Raw genomic sequence first — 19,184 nt, 5'->3', positions numbered from 1 at the left:
GCGGATAGAACTCCTATATAGGTGGATAGAAAAGCGAAAGTAGCGGATAGAACACTTGGACAGGTGGATAGAGAGTCGAAAGTAGCGGATAGAACACTAGAACAAGTGGATAGAAAGGCTAAAGTAGCGGATAGAACACTAGAACAGGTGGATAGAAAGGCTAAAGTAAGAGGATAGCTCTCTTCAACAGGTAAAGAGAAATGCCTGAAATTTTTTTATCATTTTCAACTAACTAACCATAGTGTAAGATATATGTAACTCCATATGATGACCTTTTGCAAGGAAAGGATGGTACTGTGCTCCAATCTTTATGGCAAAAGTACAAAAAAAGTATGTTATTCCCCAGCATACTAGTCGTCAGTGGACTTTGTTACTTCTATTTTTCGAGTTCTGACTCTTCACATCCCCAAGAAGAGCTCATCGAGACAATCCAACCTATTGAAGAAAAGAATTTGAGTGCATCTGCTGAGGAAGCGGTGATGCAGCAGATATTTGTGGATATAAAGGGTGCTGTGATGTATCCAGGCGTTTATGAGCTTCAGCAAGATCAACGTATAAAAGATGTTGTACAGCTTGCTGGTGGCTATACAGAGAATGCTGACACACAGCTTATCAATCATGCCCAAAAAGTACAGGATGAAATGGTGATCTATATTCCTATCAAGGGCGAACAGCTAGAAGAAGGAGCTCCTTCTCTTTTAACGATACCTATGGAAAGTAATAATAAAGAGCAAAAGATTAATATTAATAAAGCTGATGTGGCAACTTTGGCAACATTGCCAGGCATCGGTCCTTCCAAAGCGCAAAGTATCCTTACGTATCGAGAGGAAAATGGTCACTTTCAAACGATAGATGACTTAAAAAATGTGAGTGGTATTGGTGATAAAACATTTGAGAAGCTAAAGGATGCGATTACCGTAAAGTAAAGGCTTTTGCATGCTGTGATATTGACGCCCCTTTTCTAAAAGGGCTACACTATAGTAGAAAAGCAAGAGAAAGATAATTTGTTAGACAATTTTTGGAGGTAGTCATATGGAGCGAATTACTTGGGATCAATTTTTTATGGCACAAAGCCATTTACTCGCATTACGAAGTACATGTACAAGACTAGCTGTAGGAACAACGGTTGTGCGTGATAAACGCATTATTGCAGGTGGCTATAACGGTTCCATTACAGGGGACGAGCATTGTATCGAAAAAGGATGCTATGTGGTTGATAACCATTGCGTGCGTACCGTACATGCTGAAATGAACGCCTTACTGCAATGTGCTAAATATGGAACACCGACAAAAGGGGCTGACTTGTATGTGACACATTTTCCATGCTTACCATGTACAAAGTCCATTATTCAAGCTGGCATAGAACGTGTGTATTACGCTACAGATTATAAAAATAATCCATATGCACAGGAACTATTTGCAAAAGCTGGAGTGGAAGTAGTTCATGTGCCCTTTGATGAACGTAAAATCGATTTTTTACGAGATGACAAGCTAGCCTTGTACACAGAAATGTTGCATGAGCTTCGCGAGAGTGGGGTATCGGCTGAAAAATTGCTCCCATATGAACAGAAGGTGAGTGCATTATTTGGCATCGAGCTTTAAAGCATAGATGGATCATGGTAGCACTTGCTGTACTTGTAGCTGCTATTGCGGCACATAAATCAGTATGGCTACTCATTTTTTTACTGCTACTAGCCCTGTGGCTCATCATAAAAGGTGAGTCACGTTTTCTTGCAATTTTTGTGCTAACTAGTGGTCTACTAGCTTATTTTTTCCTTTCTATCAATCAACTGACGGAACCTTCCCCTTTACCGTCAAATTTCCCTTTAACTTGGTCAATTGACTATAAAATAAACGGGCAAAAACTCCGTGGGTTTGCTACAACAACAAATGGCCAAAAGCTTTACGTGGTTTATACGTTTTCTTCGGAACAAGAGAAAAATTTTTATGAAAATACCTCATTATCGGGAATGACGTATGTTGCTAAAGGTGAACTTGTGACACCCTCTTCTCCTGCGCATGCTTATGCCTTTTCCATGTCCAACTATTTAACGAGCAAAGGAGCAACAGGCGTTGTTGAAATCGCAAATTGGCGTTATGTAGGAAAACGTGCCTCCTTTTTCACCCTTCTTGCTGAAGTAAGACACGGTATGAAAAAGCATATAGAGAGGACCTTTCCAGAATCCCTTGTAGCAGAGGCGCAAGCACTTCTAATAGGGGTACAAGATCAGATGGAGGATGAACTGCAGCGAGCCTATCAAAAGCTCGGTATCACCCATTTATTTGCGATTTCCGGATTACATGTCGCGCTGGTGTCTTGGCTATTTTTTGAAGGGTTACTTAGAATAAGCGTTCGCAAAGAAATGGCTACTGTAGTGCTGTTGATCCTCTTACCCGTTTATGGAGTGATCGCAGGTGGTGCACCTTCCGTATGGCGTGCAGTTTCTGTAGTTGAATTGATGATGTTATTGCGCTTTTTTAAGTGGGTTATATCGATGGATGATGCACTAGCGATTAGCTTTATAGGCTTTGTTTTGCTTGAGCCAGGTGTTATTTTTCAAATTGGTTTCCAACTGTCCTATTTAGCAGCTGTTAGTCTTATTTATTCCAGTATCATTTTCAAGCAGACGAGGAATTGGCTCAGTCGTTCTTTTTTTATCACATTCGTGTGCCAACTGCTCGTTTACCCACTACTACTCCATCATTTTTATGAGTTATCTATTTCCTCGTTTTTTGTCAATATTGTTTTTGTTCCACTGTTTTCCTTTGTTATATTACCCTTTAACATTGTAGCCTTTGTGCTATCCTATCTTTCCTTACCACTTGCCAACGTGCTATTTGCTGGCTATGAACCACTGCGTAATTGGCTGACCGAAATGATCTTTTATATGCAGGCGCTTCCTTGGCAATTATGGTCACCAGGCAAACCATCTAGTTGGCTGAGCTGCGTTGCGATGTTAAGTGTTTTAGCAAGCTTCTATTACTTAGAAATAAGACGTTTTAGGAAAGCTATTATGGTCCTTGTCATCCCCGCTATTTGGGTTCATCTGTCACCTATGTTGTATAACGAAACGAAGATCACCTTTTTAAATGTAGGACAAGGAGACAGTATCGTCATTGAATTGCCATTTAGGCGGGCAGTCTATGTTATAGATGCTGGAGGCGTATTACGCTTTGAGCAGGAGTCATGGAAGAAAACAGATCGTCCTTATGAGGTTGGAAAGCAAGTTGTCGTGCCATTTTTAAAAGGTAAGGGCATACGAACCATTGATATTTTTATAGCCTCGCATGCGGACGCAGATCATATTGAAGGAGCAGAGGAAGTATTACAAGAGATTAACATGAAGGAAATACACGTTACACCTGGTTCATTGAATGAGCCTTTAATGAATGATTTATTGCAAGAAGCAAACAAGCGAAATATTCCTATTAAAGAAAAGATAAAGGGGAATGCGTGGCGTGTAGGAGTGACAGATTTTTATTACTTATGGCCTGATGACACCTTTTATGAGGGAAATGATGACTCCCTTGTCCTGTACATGCAACAAAAGGCGTTTACAGCGTTATTTACAGGGGATTTGGAGCAATATGGCGAACAACAGCTGATTAAGCGTTATGGGCCTTTATTGGCCAATCTCACATTGCTGAAGGCAGGACATCATGGGAGTAAGACATCGAGCATAGAAGCCTTTGTTGAGCTACTACAGCCCCAATTAACAGTTTTTAGTGCAGGTCTCCATAATCGCTATGGTCATCCACATGAAGAAGTAGTACAACGTTTTGTCAGTCGAAATTTAGCGACATGGACAACAGGATTGGATGGAACAATCGAAATACGTATTTGGGATAATCGCTGGTCAGTCAGTAAATGAAAAAGGCCTTGTCCAATGACCAAGGCCCTTTTCCTGCATAAGTCCAATTACTGTGATACGAATTCTACTATAGTTGCAATAATAAACATAATTGTGAAAACGCCAAATGATACACCGAAACCAACACCAGAATCGATGGCATCGTTACGTCGACATTGTATGTTCTTTCCTTCAAATGGATTCATTGTTATCCCTCCAATTCTGTTATTTATTATAAGACAACATGGTCATAAAAGCTATATCGAAAAGGTGATTTCCCCGTCTGGCAAGGAATCGACACAATTCGGTCAAAGACACAAATGGCTATAAAATCATGTATACTAATAGTATTGCTAGATGGAGGGGAAATTATGATTTCAACGGTTTGGAATACAATAAAAAAAGGTGAGCTTGCACCAGTATATTTGCTTGTTGGTGAAGAAAGCTATTTTATAGATGAAACCATTAAACGCTTAAAAGAGGCGATGGGTCCAGAAGAAGATCTGGAAATGACCACATTTGATTTAGAGGAAGTGCCAGTAGATGCGGTCATGGATGAAGCAGATACCATTCCTTTTTTCTCAGAACGTAAGCTCATTATTGCTAAAAATGCTTCGTTTTTAAAGGCCACCGAGAAAGGGAAGGAAAAAATCGATCATGATGTGAAACGATTGGAAACATGGCTGTCGAATCCGTCTGATTTCTCCGTAACGGTTTTTATTGCTCCTTATGAAAAATTAGATGAACGCAAAAAAGTGACCAAAATGATGAAGGAGCATGCATTATTTGTACAAGCTGAGACACCAAAAGAGCAGGATTTAGCCGTCTGGATTCAGGGCATTGTCAAGGCAAAGAGTAATAGCATTGCACAAGATGCTATTGAACTGCTTGTTTCGATGGTCGGAGCCAACATGCTACAATTACAGATGGAAATTGACAAGCTAACCCTTTATTTAGGTGAAGGTGGCGAAATTACAACTTCGTTAGTGGAGGATTTGGTGGCAAAAACATTGGAGCAAGATGCCTTTAAAATGCTCAATGCTTATCTGGCTAATGATTCTGTCGGAGCCTTGTCCATCTATCATGATTTATTGCGACAAAAACAAGAGCCTATTATGTTAGTGGGCTTGCTCGCATCCAATGTTCGTACCATGTCAAATGTTTTTTATTTGTTGAAGAAAGGATATCATCCACAGCAAATCGCTAAAAATCTAAAAATTCATCCATATCGCGTCAAACTTATGATTGAGCAACGTCATCGCCCATCAGAAGAAAATTTGCTGCGAGCATTATATCAATTAGCAGAAGTTGATTTACAGCTAAAATCGACTGGTGGGAATAGAGAGCGCTATTTAGAGCTATTTTTATTGCGCCAACTATAACAAAGAAAGCTGTCCAATAAGGGGCAGCTTTTTAAGTTCTCTATAAAATTAAAAAGATCAGCTACTCCTAATAGAGTACCTGATCCTTTAAACAATTACGCTTTTTTAGCAAGGCGAGACTTTTTACGAGCCGCCGCGTTTTTGTGGATAAGTCCTTTTGAAGCTGCTTTATCTAAAGATTTGAAAGCTGCTTGTAAAAGTTCTTGTTTGTTTTCAGCGTTAGCAGCAACAGCGTTTTCAGCTTTTTTCACTGTAGTACGCATTGCAGATTTAGCTTGAGAATTAGCAATGTTAGCTTTTTCGTTAACTTTTACGCGTTTAATCGCAGATTTAATGTTTGGCATATATTTCACCTCCTAAATTAGGTACGAGATGATATCTTCTCATTGATTTCTTGTGTCAATACAACAAAAATCATTTTAACAAACGCTTGGCCAAATTGCAATAGATAAATGCAAAGAATATTTACTTGACAGTTTGAACAAACTACAGCTTGAGGTGAACTGTATGCAAAATTTTAATTGGCAACGAACAGATTTAATCGATGAATCAGAAGAGGTAGTTGTCCATCAGACGAAAGAGCAAAAAGAAAAGCTTGAACAATCAAGTGGCATTCAAATTGAAGATCGGAATGCTGGTAGAGTAAAAATTACAGATGTTCTTGTAGACGCTGAAGGGGAAAAACAAATTGGTAAAAAAGAAGGGCAGTATATTACACTTTCTGTCCCGACGCTGACATTAGAAGATCAAGAAGGTTTTACACAACTTGAGCAAGAATTGCTTGTAAATTTCAAAAAAATGCATGCTGATCTTGCTTGGCAAGAAAACGATAAAATTTTAATAGTTGGTTTAGGAAATCGTACCATTACACCGGATGCAATAGGTCCCTATTTAATTGACCATCTGCATAGTTTAGATGTCATTGATGAAAAATTTGTCATGTATGCTCCTGGTGTAACAGGACAAACAGGCTACGAAACAGGAGAGTTTGTGGCTGCTATTGCAGAGCGTCTACAACCGAAATTGATCATTGTAGTGGATGCACTTGCAACAAGAGCGAGTAATCGACTCTGTAAAACGATTCAATTAACTGACACGGGTATACACCCAGGTTCAGGGGTTGGCAACCAACGGCAAGAAATTTCTTATGAGATGCTTGGCATTCCAGTAACAGCGATTGGTATACCGACAGTAGTAGATGCACCCGTATTAATTGCGGATGCGGTAGAAACAATGCTTCGTTCGATAGCTGCCCGTGTGGCTGAACGCGGTAAACCGTCATCGAAGCTTTCCTTATCCTCGTGGCAACCAGATATCAACAAGGAACTGGATATGACGTTAGTACAACCTATTTTTGGAGAATGGGCGACATGGACAAAAGAGGAACGGCAGCAGCTGTTTGAGGAAACCTTCGCTGGCTCCCACACCCAATTAATGGTGACACCAAAAGAAGCAGACTATTGGATTGATCGCTATGCAAAATTAGTGGCTTCTATGCTAATGGATTGGGCAAGTGATTTATAAAAAAATCAAAAAACAATGCTTATAAAAGTCCTTCTAAAACACGCTTATTTATGCGTAAAACAAGAAAATTATTTTCGTTCTAATTAACACCCCCCCTCCATACGATATGGGGAGGAGGGTGTGACTTTGCTAAAAAAACTACAATGGTCATTTGGTATATTATTGTTCTTTTTCGTATTACCTGTCATTGCTGGGCAACTTCCGTTCAACAAGCAAGCATCGACTCCGATCAAACAATCAGAAGATAAGCAAGTCGTGTTTGCCGCTACCAATTTAGCTGAACAAAGTGTACTGGAACAAACGCAAGAGCCTGAACCAGATCAAGCCCTAGACCCGGACCCATTTAAAGTGTTAGTGTTATTTACTCATACGCATGAAGCATACGAACCGATAGTGAAAGCAGTGAGTGGTAAGGTAGCGACTTCTCATGAAACGGTCAATATTATGAGCCTGAAGGATAAGATTGTGAATCATTTTAATGTAAATGGTTTAAAGACGGATGTTCTTGATGTAGATATTATGAAGAAATTACAAGAAGAAGGTAAAGGCTATCATGAATCTTATAATGTGATGAGGCCATATTTAAGTAAGCATTTAGAAACAAATAATTATGATTTAATAGTTGATTTACATCGTGACTCATTAAAACATGATCTTACAACGATCTCATATAATGGGGAAAATTATGCGAAAATCGCTATTGTTGTTGGGGCAGAACATGCTAATTACCGCTGGAATACAGCCTATGCTGAAAGTTTATCATCCACACTAAATGCCATCGTTCCAAAAATTTCCAAAGGGGTTATTTCTAAAAGTGGTGATGGGGTTGATGGGCGATACAATCAGGATTTAGCAAAGCAAATGATGATTATTGAGATTGGTGGAATTGGTAATACTGAGGAAGAGGTTAATCGTACAATTGCTGTAATTGGTAAGGCAATATCAAAAGCGTTTGTCAATGATTCAACAAAATAGACCAATCATATTAAAAAGTGGGACTCTTGTGGGCTCACTTTTTTAATATTGTATGATAATAAAATTTCCAGAAATAATTCTCATTAATTGTCTTTCCATTGCTTCATTCTTGTCTTATAATTTTCAAGTTGGCTCGCGAATTTCATGATAAAACGTTAAATGAAGGCATATGCAAATAAAGCAAACTTACTTTTGGAGTATATACCATTTTTGGGAATGCCTCTATAGCAAATATACATATGAATTTTTAGAAGACTAAAAATGATAACGTTTCATTTTTCTCTCAAACTTTTATCGTATTTCAATCGTCAAACATATAAGTGAATAAGCAAAAATAATAGAGAGGGGATGGTTATCAATCCAAAAGGTTTATTACGTGACAACAGGTTTTATCTTGATGCAGAAGGGAATACCTTCAAAAAGCGATACTCCTTGTAGCATTTGGATGTAACTAACATCATTTAACCAAAGCCGTGTGCGGTTATTACAGATTGTGACAGCGCTTTTAGATTGACTTCTACTTTGTACAGCTAGAAAAAACCAACACATTATACCGAAACGAAATTGAGAGATTATTGAAGGAAGGAATAGTATGTCAGGCAAGTCATTAAATCATCGTTATATTCCTGGACTAGACGGGATTCGAGCATTGGCTGTATTAGCAGTTATTGCTTATCATTTTAACTTCAGTTGGGCTAGAGGTGGCTTTTTAGGAGTAGATATCTTCTTTGTATTATCGGGCTATTTAATCACCTCTACCATCTTACCTTTAAAGGGCAATCAATTAACAGTCAGCCTAAAGAAATTTTGGGTGGGACGATTTAGAAGGCTACTACCAGCTGCCTACGTTATGATTGTTACATCATTTGTTTGGGCAATGCTCTTTCATAAAGAGCTTCTCCATACTTTGCGTGGGGATGCTTTGTCCTCTATTTTTTATTCAAGTAACTGGTGGTTCATTTTTCATAAACTCTCTTATTTTGATAGTTTCGGTTCTCCGTCACCTTTAAAAAATTTATGGTCATTAGCCATTGAAGAACAGTTTTATTTGATTTGGCCATTGCTTTTAATGATTGGGCTTTTTGTTGTTAAAAAACAAAGTAAACTAGCATACATCGTCTTTTGTGGCGCCCTTTGTTCAGCGTTCGTAATGGCGATACTCTATCAGCCAGGTACTGATCCAAGTCGCGTCTATTATGGGACGGACACACGCTGTTTTGAATTGTTAATAGGCTGTTGGCTAGCCCTTGTTTGGCCAATGAAAAGACTATCTTCTCAAAAATTATCAGCAAACCATGTGAAGAAACTAAATACTATGAGCTTCATTGCACTTACTATTTTTTTAGTAAGCATAGTGTATATTGATGAGTATCAGTCCTTTCTTTATAGAGGGGGTATGTTTTTATTTTGCTTGAATGCTGCTGTTTTGATTGCATGTATTTGTCATCCTGTTAGCATACTAGGAAAAATATTGGCATGGAAGCCACTATGTTGGCTAGGCTCTCGTTCCTACGGCATTTATCTATGGCATTATCCTGTCATGGTTTTAGGGACACCCATTCATGAAATCGGGAACCCCTCCTATTGGCGCATCTTCCTGCAGCTTTTACTAATCTTGCTGATTGCAGAGCTATCCTATCGCTTCATTGAGATGCCTATTCGGAAAGATGGATTCCGAGTCTATTGTCAAAAATATCTGGTTTGTAATAAAAATAAATGGGGAAGCCTTTCTTTTCCACGAAAAATATCAACAGTTATGGTTCCGCTTTTTCTGCTTGTATTTTTCACAGGAATAACAGGCGTAGTAGGCGAAAGTCAGCAAAACCCATCTAAAACGTTTCCAACAACGATAAAAATTAATGGCGATGAGCCTACAGCCGATCTGAACAAGCATGACAAACAAGCTGAAACCTCAACCGACAAGCCTTCTCCAAACAAGGAAGAGGGAGTAGAAGATGTTCAGGAGATTGAAACGCCTAAGCAAGAAGAAAATAACACAATGACAGAGCCTGAAAAGGATGAATTTTATCGTGGCATACTAGCGATTGGCGATTCCTTAATGATTGATATTGCACCGAGCTTACATACTATGTATCCGACGATTACAATCGATGGAAAAATAGGCCGACAAGTTTCGCAAGCTGTCAAACTTGCACCAAATTATGCAAGTTTTAATCAGCCTAATTATGCAGTCATTCTACAATTGGGGACAAATGGTTATTTTACAACTAACCAAATGGATGCACTCCTTGGAGCATTTTCAAATGCCGATATTTATTTAGTGAATACACGTGTGCCGCGTTCATGGGAAGCAAAAGTGAATGAAGCTTTACTGCAAAAAGCACAGGAACATGAGCGAATCACACTAATTGACTGGCATGCAGCTGCAATCAATCACCCTGAATACTTTGCCCCTGACGGAGTACATTTAGAGAAAAAAGGGGTAGAAGTTTTAACAAAGCTCATTCAACAATCCTTAAACAATTAAAATAAAGAAAAAGTCAGTATACACAGTTTTACCTGCGTAGCTGACTTTTTCTATATCTGACATCTTTTCTTGGAGAGTTACGATTTCAAAACAGTTGACCTTTAGACTATTCGCTCTGCCTATATTTATTCTATTGGTTGTCGATCCTGTATAGTAAGCTGGACCAATTGATCTGTTCCTTCAGTACGTGGAAAATAGTACAATGTCCATTCTTTCTTTTTACTATCATAGTTTATGTTTGTAATAAGGGGATTGTGTTCAAGTTTTTTTGCTACATGGATAATGATATCTTTTGTAGAAAGCGTGCTTTTCACGGTTGTGGGTAAAACCTCAATCTTCTCTGTCTTTGTTTGACCAGGGTAAGATTCATCAATCGTATCCGCCCATACTTGAACATAATCCCCTATTTCTAACGTTTTGGTTGTTGTTACCCATAGTGCATCTACAAATTGTGTGTTGGAATCATTTGAAGGGACAGGTTCATTGCTTACAACGAGAAAGCTGCTTGCTTGAGCGGCTGTCACATATCCTTCAATTGTGGCCGTCTCTTTACTGTTTACATGATCTTTTGTTGTGCCACATCCAGCTAAGACAAGAAGCACCAACCATCCTACTATGAATTTTTTCAACGCAATTCCTCCTCTTGTCCAGTAGACGCATTTCCATCTAAACTGTTACACATCGTGTGCCACCACAGTTGATTTCTCTGTATTTATATACTTAATACTGTAAAATTTAAAAACGACATGAAACACTGAAAGTATTGATATTATAGGCTTTCTAGTCTAGTTGCTGTTGTACTTTGCATAACGTTCATAGTATAATTCATTATAGTTTAATTAGGAGTGGAAAAGATGAACCGAGAAGCACGTTTAAAACGACAAGAGAATATACGAAATTTCTCTATTATTGCACATATTGACCATGGGAAATCAACGCTTGCTGACCGTATTTTAGAGCAAACAAAATCTTTAACTTCCCGTGAGATGAAGGCACAGCTCCTCGACTCAATGGATTTAGAGCGTGAGCGAGGCATTACAATTAAGTTAAATGCAGTTCAATTAAAGTACGAAGCAAAAGACGGCGAAGTGTATACATTCCATTTAATCGACACACCAGGACACGTCGATTTCACATATGAAGTATCACGTAGTTTAGCTGCTTGTGAGGGTGCCATTTTAGTTGTGGACGCAGCTCAAGGTATTGAAGCACAAACACTAGCAAATGTTTACTTAGCACTTGACAATGACTTAGAAATTTTACCTGTAATAAATAAAATTGATTTACCTGCAGCTGACCCTGAGCGTGTACGTCAAGAAGTAGAAGATGTAATCGGATTAGATGCTTCTGAAGCAGTTTTAGCTTCTGCAAAAGCAGGTATTGGTATCGAGGATATTCTAGAGCAAATCGTAGAGAAGGTACCAGCGCCAACAGGTGATCCGGACGCGCCACTACAAGCTTTAATTTTTGACTCGGTTTACGATGCCTATAAAGGTGTTATCATTTCGATTCGTGTCATCAATGGTACTGTCAAGCCTGGCGATAAAATTCGCATGATGGCAACAGGTGCAGAATTCGAGGTTATTGAAGTTGGGGTACATACACCAAAGGTTGTGCCACAGGCTGAATTAACAGTGGGTGATGTAGGTTATTTAACAGCATCTATCAAAAATGTAGGTGACACACGTGTAGGGGACACTGTAACCTATGCGAATCGTCCTGCAACTGAGCCATTAGCTGGCTATCGTCGCTTGAACCCAATGGTTTACTGTGGTTTGTATCCAATTGATACAGCCAAATATAATGATTTACGTGAAGCGTTAGAAAAGCTAGAGTTAAATGACTCTGCTCTACAATATGAGCCAGAGACATCGCAAGCACTTGGTTTTGGTTTCCGCTGTGGATTCTTAGGATTGCTACATATGGAAATTATTCAAGAGCGTATTGAGCGTGAATTTAATATCGACTTAATTACAACAGCACCTTCCGTAATTTACAAGGTTCATATGACAGATGGTTCTGAACTTAAAGTCGATAATCCATCCTTTATGCCCGACCCGCAAAAAATTGATCGTGTTGAGGAACCCTATGTGAAAGCAACAATCATGGTACCAAATGATTATGTGGGAGCGGTTATGGAACTTTGTCAAATGAAGCGTGGTAATTTCATGACGATGGACTATATTGATACATCACGTGTAAGTATTATTTATGAAATGCCATTATCCGAAATTGTCTATGATTTCTTTGACTATTTAAAATCAAATACAAAGGGCTATGCATCATTCGACTATGAACTTATTGGTTACCAGCCATCGAAATTAGTGAAGATGGATATTTTACTAAATGGTGAGCAAGTCGATGCATTAAGCTTCATCGTACACCGTGATTTTGCCTATGATCGTGGCAAAATCATCGTAGAAAAATTAAAAGAATTAATCCCACGTCAACAATTTGAAGTACCAATTCAAGCAGCAGTTGGACAAAAAATCGTGGCACGTTCAACAATTAAAGCCATCCGTAAAAACGTATTAGCGAAATGTTACGGTGGAGATATTTCTCGTAAACGAAAACTTCTTGATAAACAAAAAGAAGGTAAAAAACGTATGAAACAAGTAGGCTCAGTCGAAGTCCCTCAAGAGGCATTCATGGCTGTGCTGAAGATGGATGATTCGAAGTAATATTGATGTAACAGCGTTTATAAGGGTTTAATCAAATTATTTTGTATCAGTTGGGTGGAGATTGCCACCGATTTGCCACCGCATTTAAATTGTGCCAGCAATTTATAAATCTTTAGCGATGGAATCAAAAATATCGGCAGCATCTCTTGCCATCTTCTGTGTTAAATGGACATAGCGGTCTTCAGTAATTGCTGATCTGCTGTGTCCTAATCTTTTTTGAACAGTTTTTATGGGTGTCCACTTTCAATTAGCATAGTTAATAATAATGCCGAGATACTCGTGTTTATTGAGTACCTGAGCATTTTTTGTTTTGGCTACTATCAGCTGCTTTTTTTCAGTTTTCACAGAGTCTCGAATCTCCTACTTTTAATTAAGTTATCTTCTCCTTACTTTTTTCTTTTCTTTTCAATTTTTCTAAATAATAAATAAACTATTGTAATTATAATATAAAGTATGACAAAATTTAGTATCAGATTATTTTCACTTTTACTAGCTATATATACGTATAACCCTACTACCACCGCTAAAATTAATGGTTTATATATTGAATTCATAATCAATCCACCTTTTCTCAGTATTAGAAATAATTTTACAATATTCTCTTGAAATATATAGTTTTTATATTAATATCTTAAATGTTAATATGTAATTAATTAGCATATTAAGAATAAAAAGAAAAAAGGATTTATTATGGTATCAAAGAAGATTTTATCAGCTTTCGTTGTTTCATCTTTAGTAGTTCATTTATTTTCAACAAATCTAGCAAGAACTACACAAGGTTGTATTCGCTGCACAAGTAAATTCTTTGAATTTATAAAAGCTAAGAACGTGCTATTTAAAATCGCTATGGATATTAAAGAGGGTATTCTGACAGTTACAAGCACATTAAGAGCCGTATTCACAGGCGCATATAACAAGGCTGTCGAGCTTTCTAATATGAAGCAAAGTAAATCCCTGTCTATAGAAGAAACTCCTGCTAATGAACGTCCAATACCTTTCTATAACTGGTTGAATGAACGTGATAGCCATCCACAATCAATAGTGCATGATAAACCCTCGTTAGAAAATTGGCTGGAATGATAAATGGAAATATTTATAAAAATTAATTTTTTATAGGTATTATTAAACTAAAAGAGTTTAATTAAGAAGTATAATATTTGTGAAAATCATAGAGAGGGGAATTAATTTTAAATGAGAAAAGTGTACTTATTATTTGCGATTATCGGCACAGTATTTCCGTATTATTTTTTGGTGAAATTCTTGAAAGAAAACGGATTTGATTTAGGGTTATTAATAGATTTATTATTTACAAACTCGATATCGACCTTCTTCGCTGTTGACTTTTTTATTTCATGCTTTGTTTTTATAATCTTTATGTTCAATGAGTCAAGAAAGTATAACATTAAAGAAAAGTGGATATGTCTATTAGCTTTGTTTACAGTTGGTTTATCATTGGCATTACCGTTATTTTTGTTTTTCAGACAGCCGTACATAAAGAAAGAAGTGTTGTTAAACTCCAATGAAAGAAAGTAAAAAATATTGCATTTTTGGGATGTAGTGTTGATTTTGCGTTACATGGATGGCAAACGGGAGCTTTAATAATTCGTAAAAAGACCACTCCATAATTGAAGTGACCCCTAAAAGTTAGACATGGTTATTTCCTTAGGCAGCTTGAGTAAAATGAGTTCGGTATGGTAGTGACCCCTTAATTTATGCGTTTTTTTAGATAACGTATAGAAGAATTGTTGATGAAAGAAATGGAAACTTTTCTGCTGTGTACGAACAGAATATTATGTTCCATTCATAATTGCACATGGAAGTGGTAACCAAATAATTCCGAAAGTTTATCATAGTACTATTGATTGCCAGCAACCAACCAAAAAAAGGAATCACTATTTTGAGTGATTCCTTTTTTAGTGACATCTGTTTTTGGAATTTAGTAAAACAATAGAAAAAACTTAGCCAATAAAAAAATGGGGACTCCTACAATTATTACGCCTGCAAAGAAATAACAAAACAACATAAAAACATCGAAAACCGCACCGGCTAAATCATCAATGAATTTTAACATTTCATTTCCCTCCAAACATAATAAGTATTGGCATTAATAATCTCTTTATTACTTACCAATAAAGATACTGACCCATCGTAATGGTTTATTTAAAATCTATCCTAATGTCTTTTTTTAATAATGTTTAAAGCCTCTTCCCACGCGATCGAGAGTCCCATATATTTCATAATGATGATTTTCATAAAATGTTAACGCTTGAAAGCTAATTGTGTCAACTTTAATGAAATCACACTGAGTATCCATTGCAATTTGTTCAATTGTTATCAATAGGTTAGATCCATGCCCTAAACTATAAAGCTTTTCGTCTACCATTAGTGTGTGTATTTCCTAATATCGACCTTATAAATCTTTTGGAAAGTGTTTTACATTGTATGCATGGAGCATGTTATAGACATAAGATTTGTTTACATGTAGTTCTGGTGGAATCTGATAGGACATTTTTTATTCCTTTAGTCGAAATGGCAATGTTCGTTTCCAAATCATATGGTGATTATTTGTTCCCCAATAGTTTTCAAGGATAAAATCTGGCTGGCCAAATTTTTTCTGCCAGATGATTTGGGCTTGTTTATACCCACTATCTAAACAAAAACCAAGAACCCTTCGATTTTTTAACGTCATTAGCATTTTCTCTAATAGCATGGTGCCAATACCACGATTTTGATAGTCTGGATGAACAAATATGGTACCGATTTCTGGACATTGGGATAGATCTTCTTTGATCGTTTGTTGGATGATTTCGTGGGCTTCACCATATTCGATAGTGCCTATTATTTCATCGGTTTCTTCGTTCAAAGCTAACCAGAAAAATCTTTTTTCGCCCTGGCTCTCTAAGTCCATTGCTACATACTGTTTTTTCGTCTCCCATTCATGCTGTTGATCGTCCACTAGCTCGGCAATGCCTTCTTTTGCAAAAGTATCTTGAATGACAAGAGAAAAGAATTGGTGTAACGCCTGGATGTCCGATTGGTTTGGACGTCTAATAAGTAATTTCATGATTGCTTGCTCCTTATGATGGGTGTCGTCTATGGTTTAGTAGGGATCGAGCTCGTTGCACATCCACATCTAGTAAACCATTTATATCTTGCTGTACTGTGGGCAATCGATCTAGTGCAAGCTGTAACCAATGATCGGAGGCATCATATTTTTCAGCATGCCATAGCAACTCTCCATAGCAAATGGCGGCTCGAATAAATGTGAGATGGTCATCCACCAGATTCGCAAAATGAGTGGCTTGTTTGAGACATTGTTCCCCTTGTGTTACCTTGCCATAATCCAAATAGCGAAGTGCTTTCAAAAATTCCGTGTTGGCTTGCTGTATTGTCTGTTTGTTCACATGTTGTGACATGACAGATCGCTCCCATCCGTTATTTTTGTGCTCGTTATGCATACTACCAGTCTATTTTAATGATTATAACATGTTCCCCTTAATTGGTTAATGATGGAATGTGTTAAAATGCAAAGAAAGACACTTGGCAACTAAAAGGAGGAAATCCCATTGAAAGATTTACAAAAGAAACTCGATGCAGTATTAGAGCAAATGCGTGATTTTATCGAAGAGTTTCAAGAGCGGGAATCAGCCTATCCAATGGTTTTTCATCATCAAGCCGAAGAGGATATTAGCCATTTTATGGATAGTGGATGGTCATTACCAGCAGAGTATGTTTATTTTTTGAGACATTATGTCGTTGAAAGGGTCACATGGGCTACAGGTGATTATATTAATCTAAAGATCTATGGAGCAAGAGATTTAATACGTGGGCAGGATGGCTATAATTATAATCCGGTGACAGATGAGGCGATTGTGGATTGGCCACATGATTATTTAGTCATCGCAACAGATGAAGGCGATCCCTATTGTCTGGATTTAACAAGAGGTGATACAGCTATTTTTACCGCTACTCATGGGACAGGCAGTTGGCATTTTTCAATGGCTTATGACAATCTAATTTTATTCCTTGAAAGTGTACTGATCCCACCTGGTTTAGAGGATATGCTGCCAGTAGAAAGTTCTGTAGCGTACTATGAACTAACTATTACTGGGGAAGGAAAAGATAAGCTAAAGACATTATTGTTGCTAAAAAAATTATTATCTTATGATTATTCACAAGCGAGAAAGGCTTTAGAGCAGCCCCCACTAGTAATTTATAGGGGAGTTGAAGCAGGTGCCTTAAAGTTAGAGGCCGAGTTACAGCATATCCGAGCAGATTTTCAAAAAAAGAAAATCAGCTTAGCGGAATTTATTGGATGAGAAAAATCCAAAGGAATCACGAACATAGACGTGATTCCTTTGGACAGTTAAAGTTTAAATTGTTGTACTAAGTCATTTAATGTAGTCGCTTGCTCTTTTAATAATTTTGCACTAACCTCCACACTTTCCATGGAACTGCTAGATTGTTCAGTTGTGGCAGTCACTTGTTCAATTCCAGCTGCCGTTTCTTCCGATACAGCGGCAATCGTATCAATTGAAGCGTTAATAACGTGCGTATTCTCTAAAACAGCCGTCATGGAGTTCGCCATTGAATCTACTTTGATACTAATGGCTTCAATTATCTCTTTTAGATGATGGAAGGCTCCACCCATTACATCAATTTGGTGCGTACCAAATGCTACTTTTTGATAGCTGTCCTCTAATGTTGCGACAACTTGCTTGGACGCTGATTGAATATCTATCACAATAGAGGTAATATTCGTGATGGAGAAATTAACCTGATCTGCTAGCTTCCGTACTTCACCTGCTACAACCGCAAAACCCCGACCGTGTTCACCAGCTCTCGCTGCTTCAATGGCAGCATTTAGAGCGAGTAAATTCGTTTGTTCGGAAATATCCTTAATAACGTTCACAAGCTCCGTAATTTGATTAGCCTTACGATCAAGTCCTTGTACCATTTCTAAAGAATTTTTAATTTGCCTATCAATAATTGTCATCTGTTCAATGGAGGAAGTCATATGTTGGTTTCCCTCATTGGTGATGGTCAACATTTTTTGAGATTGATCTTTAATGTTGTCCCCTTCTGTTGCAACAACATGTATGGTTTTAGAGAAAGCACTTATTTGTTCCAGCAACGATGTGGAAGAATGTGCTTGCTCTTCGACACCATTGGAAAGGTCGTTCATTGTAAGAGCGATTTGTCTTGAACCTATTCCAACTTCCTCAGCGGTATATGTCATTTCTTCACTTTGAACGGTCACCTGTTTAGAGACATTTACAATGTTGCTAATCATTGTAGCAAGATTTCCTTTTAGTTGAATTAATGAATTGTTTAATTGACCAATTTCATCCTTTCTGTTGACATTTATAGTGTCAATTTGAAGATTTCCTTCTGCAATCTCACTAAGTTGGCCTGCAATAGTTTTGATGGGTGATGCCAAATGCTTTGAAAATAACAGGGTGATAATGGTACCAATGATTAAGAAAATACCTATTGTCATCAGCATGGTATAAAGTATGGAATCAACAGGTTTATAGAAATCCATTGTATAGGTTGTAGCAACAATGATCCAACCCCAATCAGGTTCCATTTTACTATAAGCAATCTTTTCTTCGATTTTTTCTTCATTTGTTGGGTGCTGCCAATAATATGTTGTAAAGGTGCCCTCCGATTGTGAATGCTGGATGATATTCTGGATGTAAAGCTTACCTTTTGCATCTTCCATATCCCATGTGTTTTCATTTTCAAAAAGAGGACTTGCTACTTCAAGCCCTTGTTTATCTAAAACGAAAAAATAACCATTTTCTCCTAGATCCACAGGGTTTTCAATTTCTCGTGTGCCATCAGACTTTCTTGAACCGATTAAAGCAACTTTTGCTTGCTCTTGTGCTTCTTCAAACGTCATTCTTCCTTTTTCAACTTCCTTATTCAAGCTATCGATCATGCGAATGGTCATTTCTACACTATTTTTCAAGGTAATTTCACCTGAGTTTGTAAGGTGTTCCTTTGATTGGCTATATCCAACGTACCCAATAATAAAAGAAGGTAATGCAAATAAAATCAATGATATACTAATGATTTTTTGTTTGATCGACTTCATAAATAGCTCCCTTTCATACTAAAGATAAAAAATAGACTGTCTAATTTATAGAAGATATATCGGGAAGGGATATTTAAAGTTTAGTTCCTTTTACTTACAAGGTAAACATAGGTAAAAATATTTAAAAAAGAGGTAAAAATAGTTGTAATATGAAATCTAGAAAGGATGAAAACTAATAGAACA

General features: G+C 37.4%; 19 protein-coding genes and 1 pseudogene. 12 read left to right on the top strand and 8 right to left on the bottom strand.

Annotated elements, in window-relative coordinates; all coding sequences use genetic code 11:
* The first annotated feature begins 21 nt into the window (after positions 1–21).
* The 4 genes from MHB40_RS17010 to MHB40_RS16995 all read left to right on the top strand — a co-directional run bounded on the left by MHB40_RS17010 (position 22) and on the right by MHB40_RS16995 (position 3,872).
* Positions 22–177 (top strand): hypothetical protein, encoded by a 156-nt coding sequence (locus MHB40_RS17010; protein WP_342533026.1) that lies wholly within the window; start codon positions 22–24, stop codon positions 175–177.
* Between the two features lie 98 nt (positions 178–275).
* Positions 276–926: a helix-hairpin-helix domain-containing protein gene (locus tag MHB40_RS17005; protein WP_342533025.1), complete on the top strand. Its 651-nt coding sequence runs from the start codon at positions 276–278 to the stop codon at positions 924–926.
* A gap of 106 nt (positions 927–1,032) precedes the next feature.
* On the top strand, positions 1,033–1,602 hold the full coding sequence (locus tag MHB40_RS17000; protein WP_205444527.1) for a ComE operon protein 2: 570 nt from the start codon (positions 1,033–1,035) through the stop codon (positions 1,600–1,602).
* A 14-nt stretch (positions 1,603–1,616) separates the two neighbouring features.
* The gene (locus MHB40_RS16995; protein WP_342533023.1) at positions 1,617–3,872 is read left to right on the top strand and encodes a DNA internalization-related competence protein ComEC/Rec2; all 2,256 of its coding nucleotides are present in this window, start codon (positions 1,617–1,619) and stop codon (positions 3,870–3,872) included.
* A 47-nt stretch (positions 3,873–3,919) separates the two neighbouring features.
* Here the strand turns inward: MHB40_RS16995 and MHB40_RS16990 are convergent, their stop codons facing one another.
* Positions 3,920–4,057, bottom strand: a complete 138-nt coding sequence (locus tag MHB40_RS16990; RefSeq protein WP_036121877.1) for a YqzM family protein — start codon at positions 4,055–4,057, stop codon at positions 3,920–3,922.
* A gap of 165 nt (positions 4,058–4,222) precedes the next feature.
* Here MHB40_RS16990 and holA point away from each other — a divergent pair, with 165 nt between their 5' ends.
* Positions 4,223–5,233, top strand: a complete 1,011-nt coding sequence (gene holA, locus MHB40_RS16985; protein WP_342533020.1) for a DNA polymerase III subunit delta — start codon at positions 4,223–4,225, stop codon at positions 5,231–5,233.
* 95 nt (positions 5,234–5,328) lie between these two features.
* On the opposite strand, the gene rpsT is transcribed toward holA, so the two are convergent.
* Positions 5,329–5,577 carry a 30S ribosomal protein S20 gene (gene rpsT, locus MHB40_RS16980; protein ID WP_004226906.1) on the bottom strand — a complete coding sequence of 83 codons (249 nt, stop codon included), beginning with the start codon at positions 5,575–5,577 and terminating at the stop codon, positions 5,329–5,331.
* Positions 5,578–5,740: 163 nt separating this feature from the next.
* On the opposite strand from rpsT, the gene gpr reads away from it, so the two are divergent.
* The 3 genes from gpr (at position 5,741) to MHB40_RS16965 (ending at position 10,220) form a co-directional block, all read left to right on the top strand.
* A complete protein-coding gene (gene gpr, locus MHB40_RS16975; protein ID WP_342441040.1) occupies positions 5,741–6,757 on the top strand; it encodes a GPR endopeptidase in 1,017 nt (338 codons plus the stop codon).
* Positions 6,758–6,877: 120 nt separating this feature from the next.
* Positions 6,878–7,732 carry a stage II sporulation protein P gene (gene spoIIP / locus MHB40_RS16970; protein ID WP_342533019.1) on the top strand — a complete coding sequence of 285 codons (855 nt, stop codon included), beginning with the start codon at positions 6,878–6,880 and terminating at the stop codon, positions 7,730–7,732.
* A 592-nt stretch (positions 7,733–8,324) separates the two neighbouring features.
* On the top strand, positions 8,325–10,220 hold the full coding sequence (locus MHB40_RS16965; protein ID WP_342533018.1) for an acyltransferase family protein: 1,896 nt from the start codon (positions 8,325–8,327) through the stop codon (positions 10,218–10,220).
* Between the two features lie 125 nt (positions 10,221–10,345).
* Here MHB40_RS16965 and MHB40_RS16960 read toward each other — a convergent pair whose 3' ends face one another.
* Entirely contained in the window at positions 10,346–10,849 is a 504-nt protein-coding gene (locus tag MHB40_RS16960; protein WP_205444518.1) for a DUF3221 domain-containing protein, read from the bottom strand.
* 225 nt (positions 10,850–11,074) lie between these two features.
* Between MHB40_RS16960 and lepA the strand changes: the two genes are divergently transcribed.
* The 3 genes from lepA (at position 11,075) to MHB40_RS16945 (ending at position 14,434) form a co-directional block, all read left to right on the top strand.
* On the top strand, positions 11,075–12,901 hold the full coding sequence (lepA, locus tag MHB40_RS16955; RefSeq protein ID WP_205444516.1) for a translation elongation factor 4: 1,827 nt from the start codon (positions 11,075–11,077) through the stop codon (positions 12,899–12,901).
* Between the two features lie 690 nt (positions 12,902–13,591).
* On the top strand, positions 13,592–13,981 hold the full coding sequence (locus tag MHB40_RS16950) for a hypothetical protein (protein ID WP_342533017.1): 390 nt from the start codon (positions 13,592–13,594) through the stop codon (positions 13,979–13,981).
* A gap of 111 nt (positions 13,982–14,092) precedes the next feature.
* Positions 14,093–14,434, top strand: coding sequence for a DUF2834 domain-containing protein (locus MHB40_RS16945; RefSeq protein ID WP_342533016.1), 342 nt, complete (start codon positions 14,093–14,095; stop codon positions 14,432–14,434).
* 403 nt (positions 14,435–14,837) lie between these two features.
* On the opposite strand, the gene MHB40_RS16940 is transcribed toward MHB40_RS16945, so the two are convergent.
* The 4 genes and pseudogenes from MHB40_RS16940 to MHB40_RS16925 all read right to left on the bottom strand — a co-directional run bounded on the left by MHB40_RS16940 (position 14,838) and on the right by MHB40_RS16925 (position 16,317).
* Positions 14,838–14,972 (bottom strand): hypothetical protein, encoded by a 135-nt coding sequence (locus MHB40_RS16940; protein ID WP_342533015.1) that lies wholly within the window; start codon positions 14,970–14,972, stop codon positions 14,838–14,840.
* Between the two features lie 114 nt (positions 14,973–15,086).
* Positions 15,087–15,410, bottom strand: a pseudogene (locus MHB40_RS16935) (GNAT family N-acetyltransferase).
* Between the two features lie 3 nt (positions 15,411–15,413).
* The gene (locus MHB40_RS16930; protein ID WP_342534793.1) at positions 15,414–15,968 is read right to left on the bottom strand and encodes a GNAT family N-acetyltransferase; all 555 of its coding nucleotides are present in this window, start codon (positions 15,966–15,968) and stop codon (positions 15,414–15,416) included.
* Positions 15,969–15,978: 10 nt separating this feature from the next.
* On the bottom strand, positions 15,979–16,317 hold the full coding sequence (locus MHB40_RS16925) for a hypothetical protein (RefSeq protein WP_342533014.1): 339 nt from the start codon (positions 16,315–16,317) through the stop codon (positions 15,979–15,981).
* 150 nt (positions 16,318–16,467) lie between these two features.
* Here MHB40_RS16925 and MHB40_RS16920 point away from each other — a divergent pair, with 150 nt between their 5' ends.
* Positions 16,468–17,220, top strand: a complete 753-nt coding sequence (locus tag MHB40_RS16920; RefSeq protein ID WP_342533013.1) for an SMI1/KNR4 family protein — start codon at positions 16,468–16,470, stop codon at positions 17,218–17,220.
* 47 nt (positions 17,221–17,267) lie between these two features.
* Here the strand turns inward: MHB40_RS16920 and MHB40_RS16915 are convergent, their stop codons facing one another.
* A complete protein-coding gene (locus MHB40_RS16915; RefSeq protein ID WP_342533011.1) occupies positions 17,268–19,001 on the bottom strand; it encodes a cache domain-containing protein in 1,734 nt (577 codons plus the stop codon).
* Between the last annotated feature and the right edge of the window lie 183 nt (positions 19,002–19,184).

This window comes from Lysinibacillus sp. FSL K6-0057 (assembly GCF_038630885.1).
Classification (GTDB): domain Bacteria; phylum Bacillota; class Bacilli; order Bacillales_A; family Planococcaceae; genus Lysinibacillus; species Lysinibacillus fusiformis_F.
The sequence above is the reverse complement of the archived record's forward strand: the minus strand, read 5'-3'. Positions and strand labels throughout refer to the sequence as shown.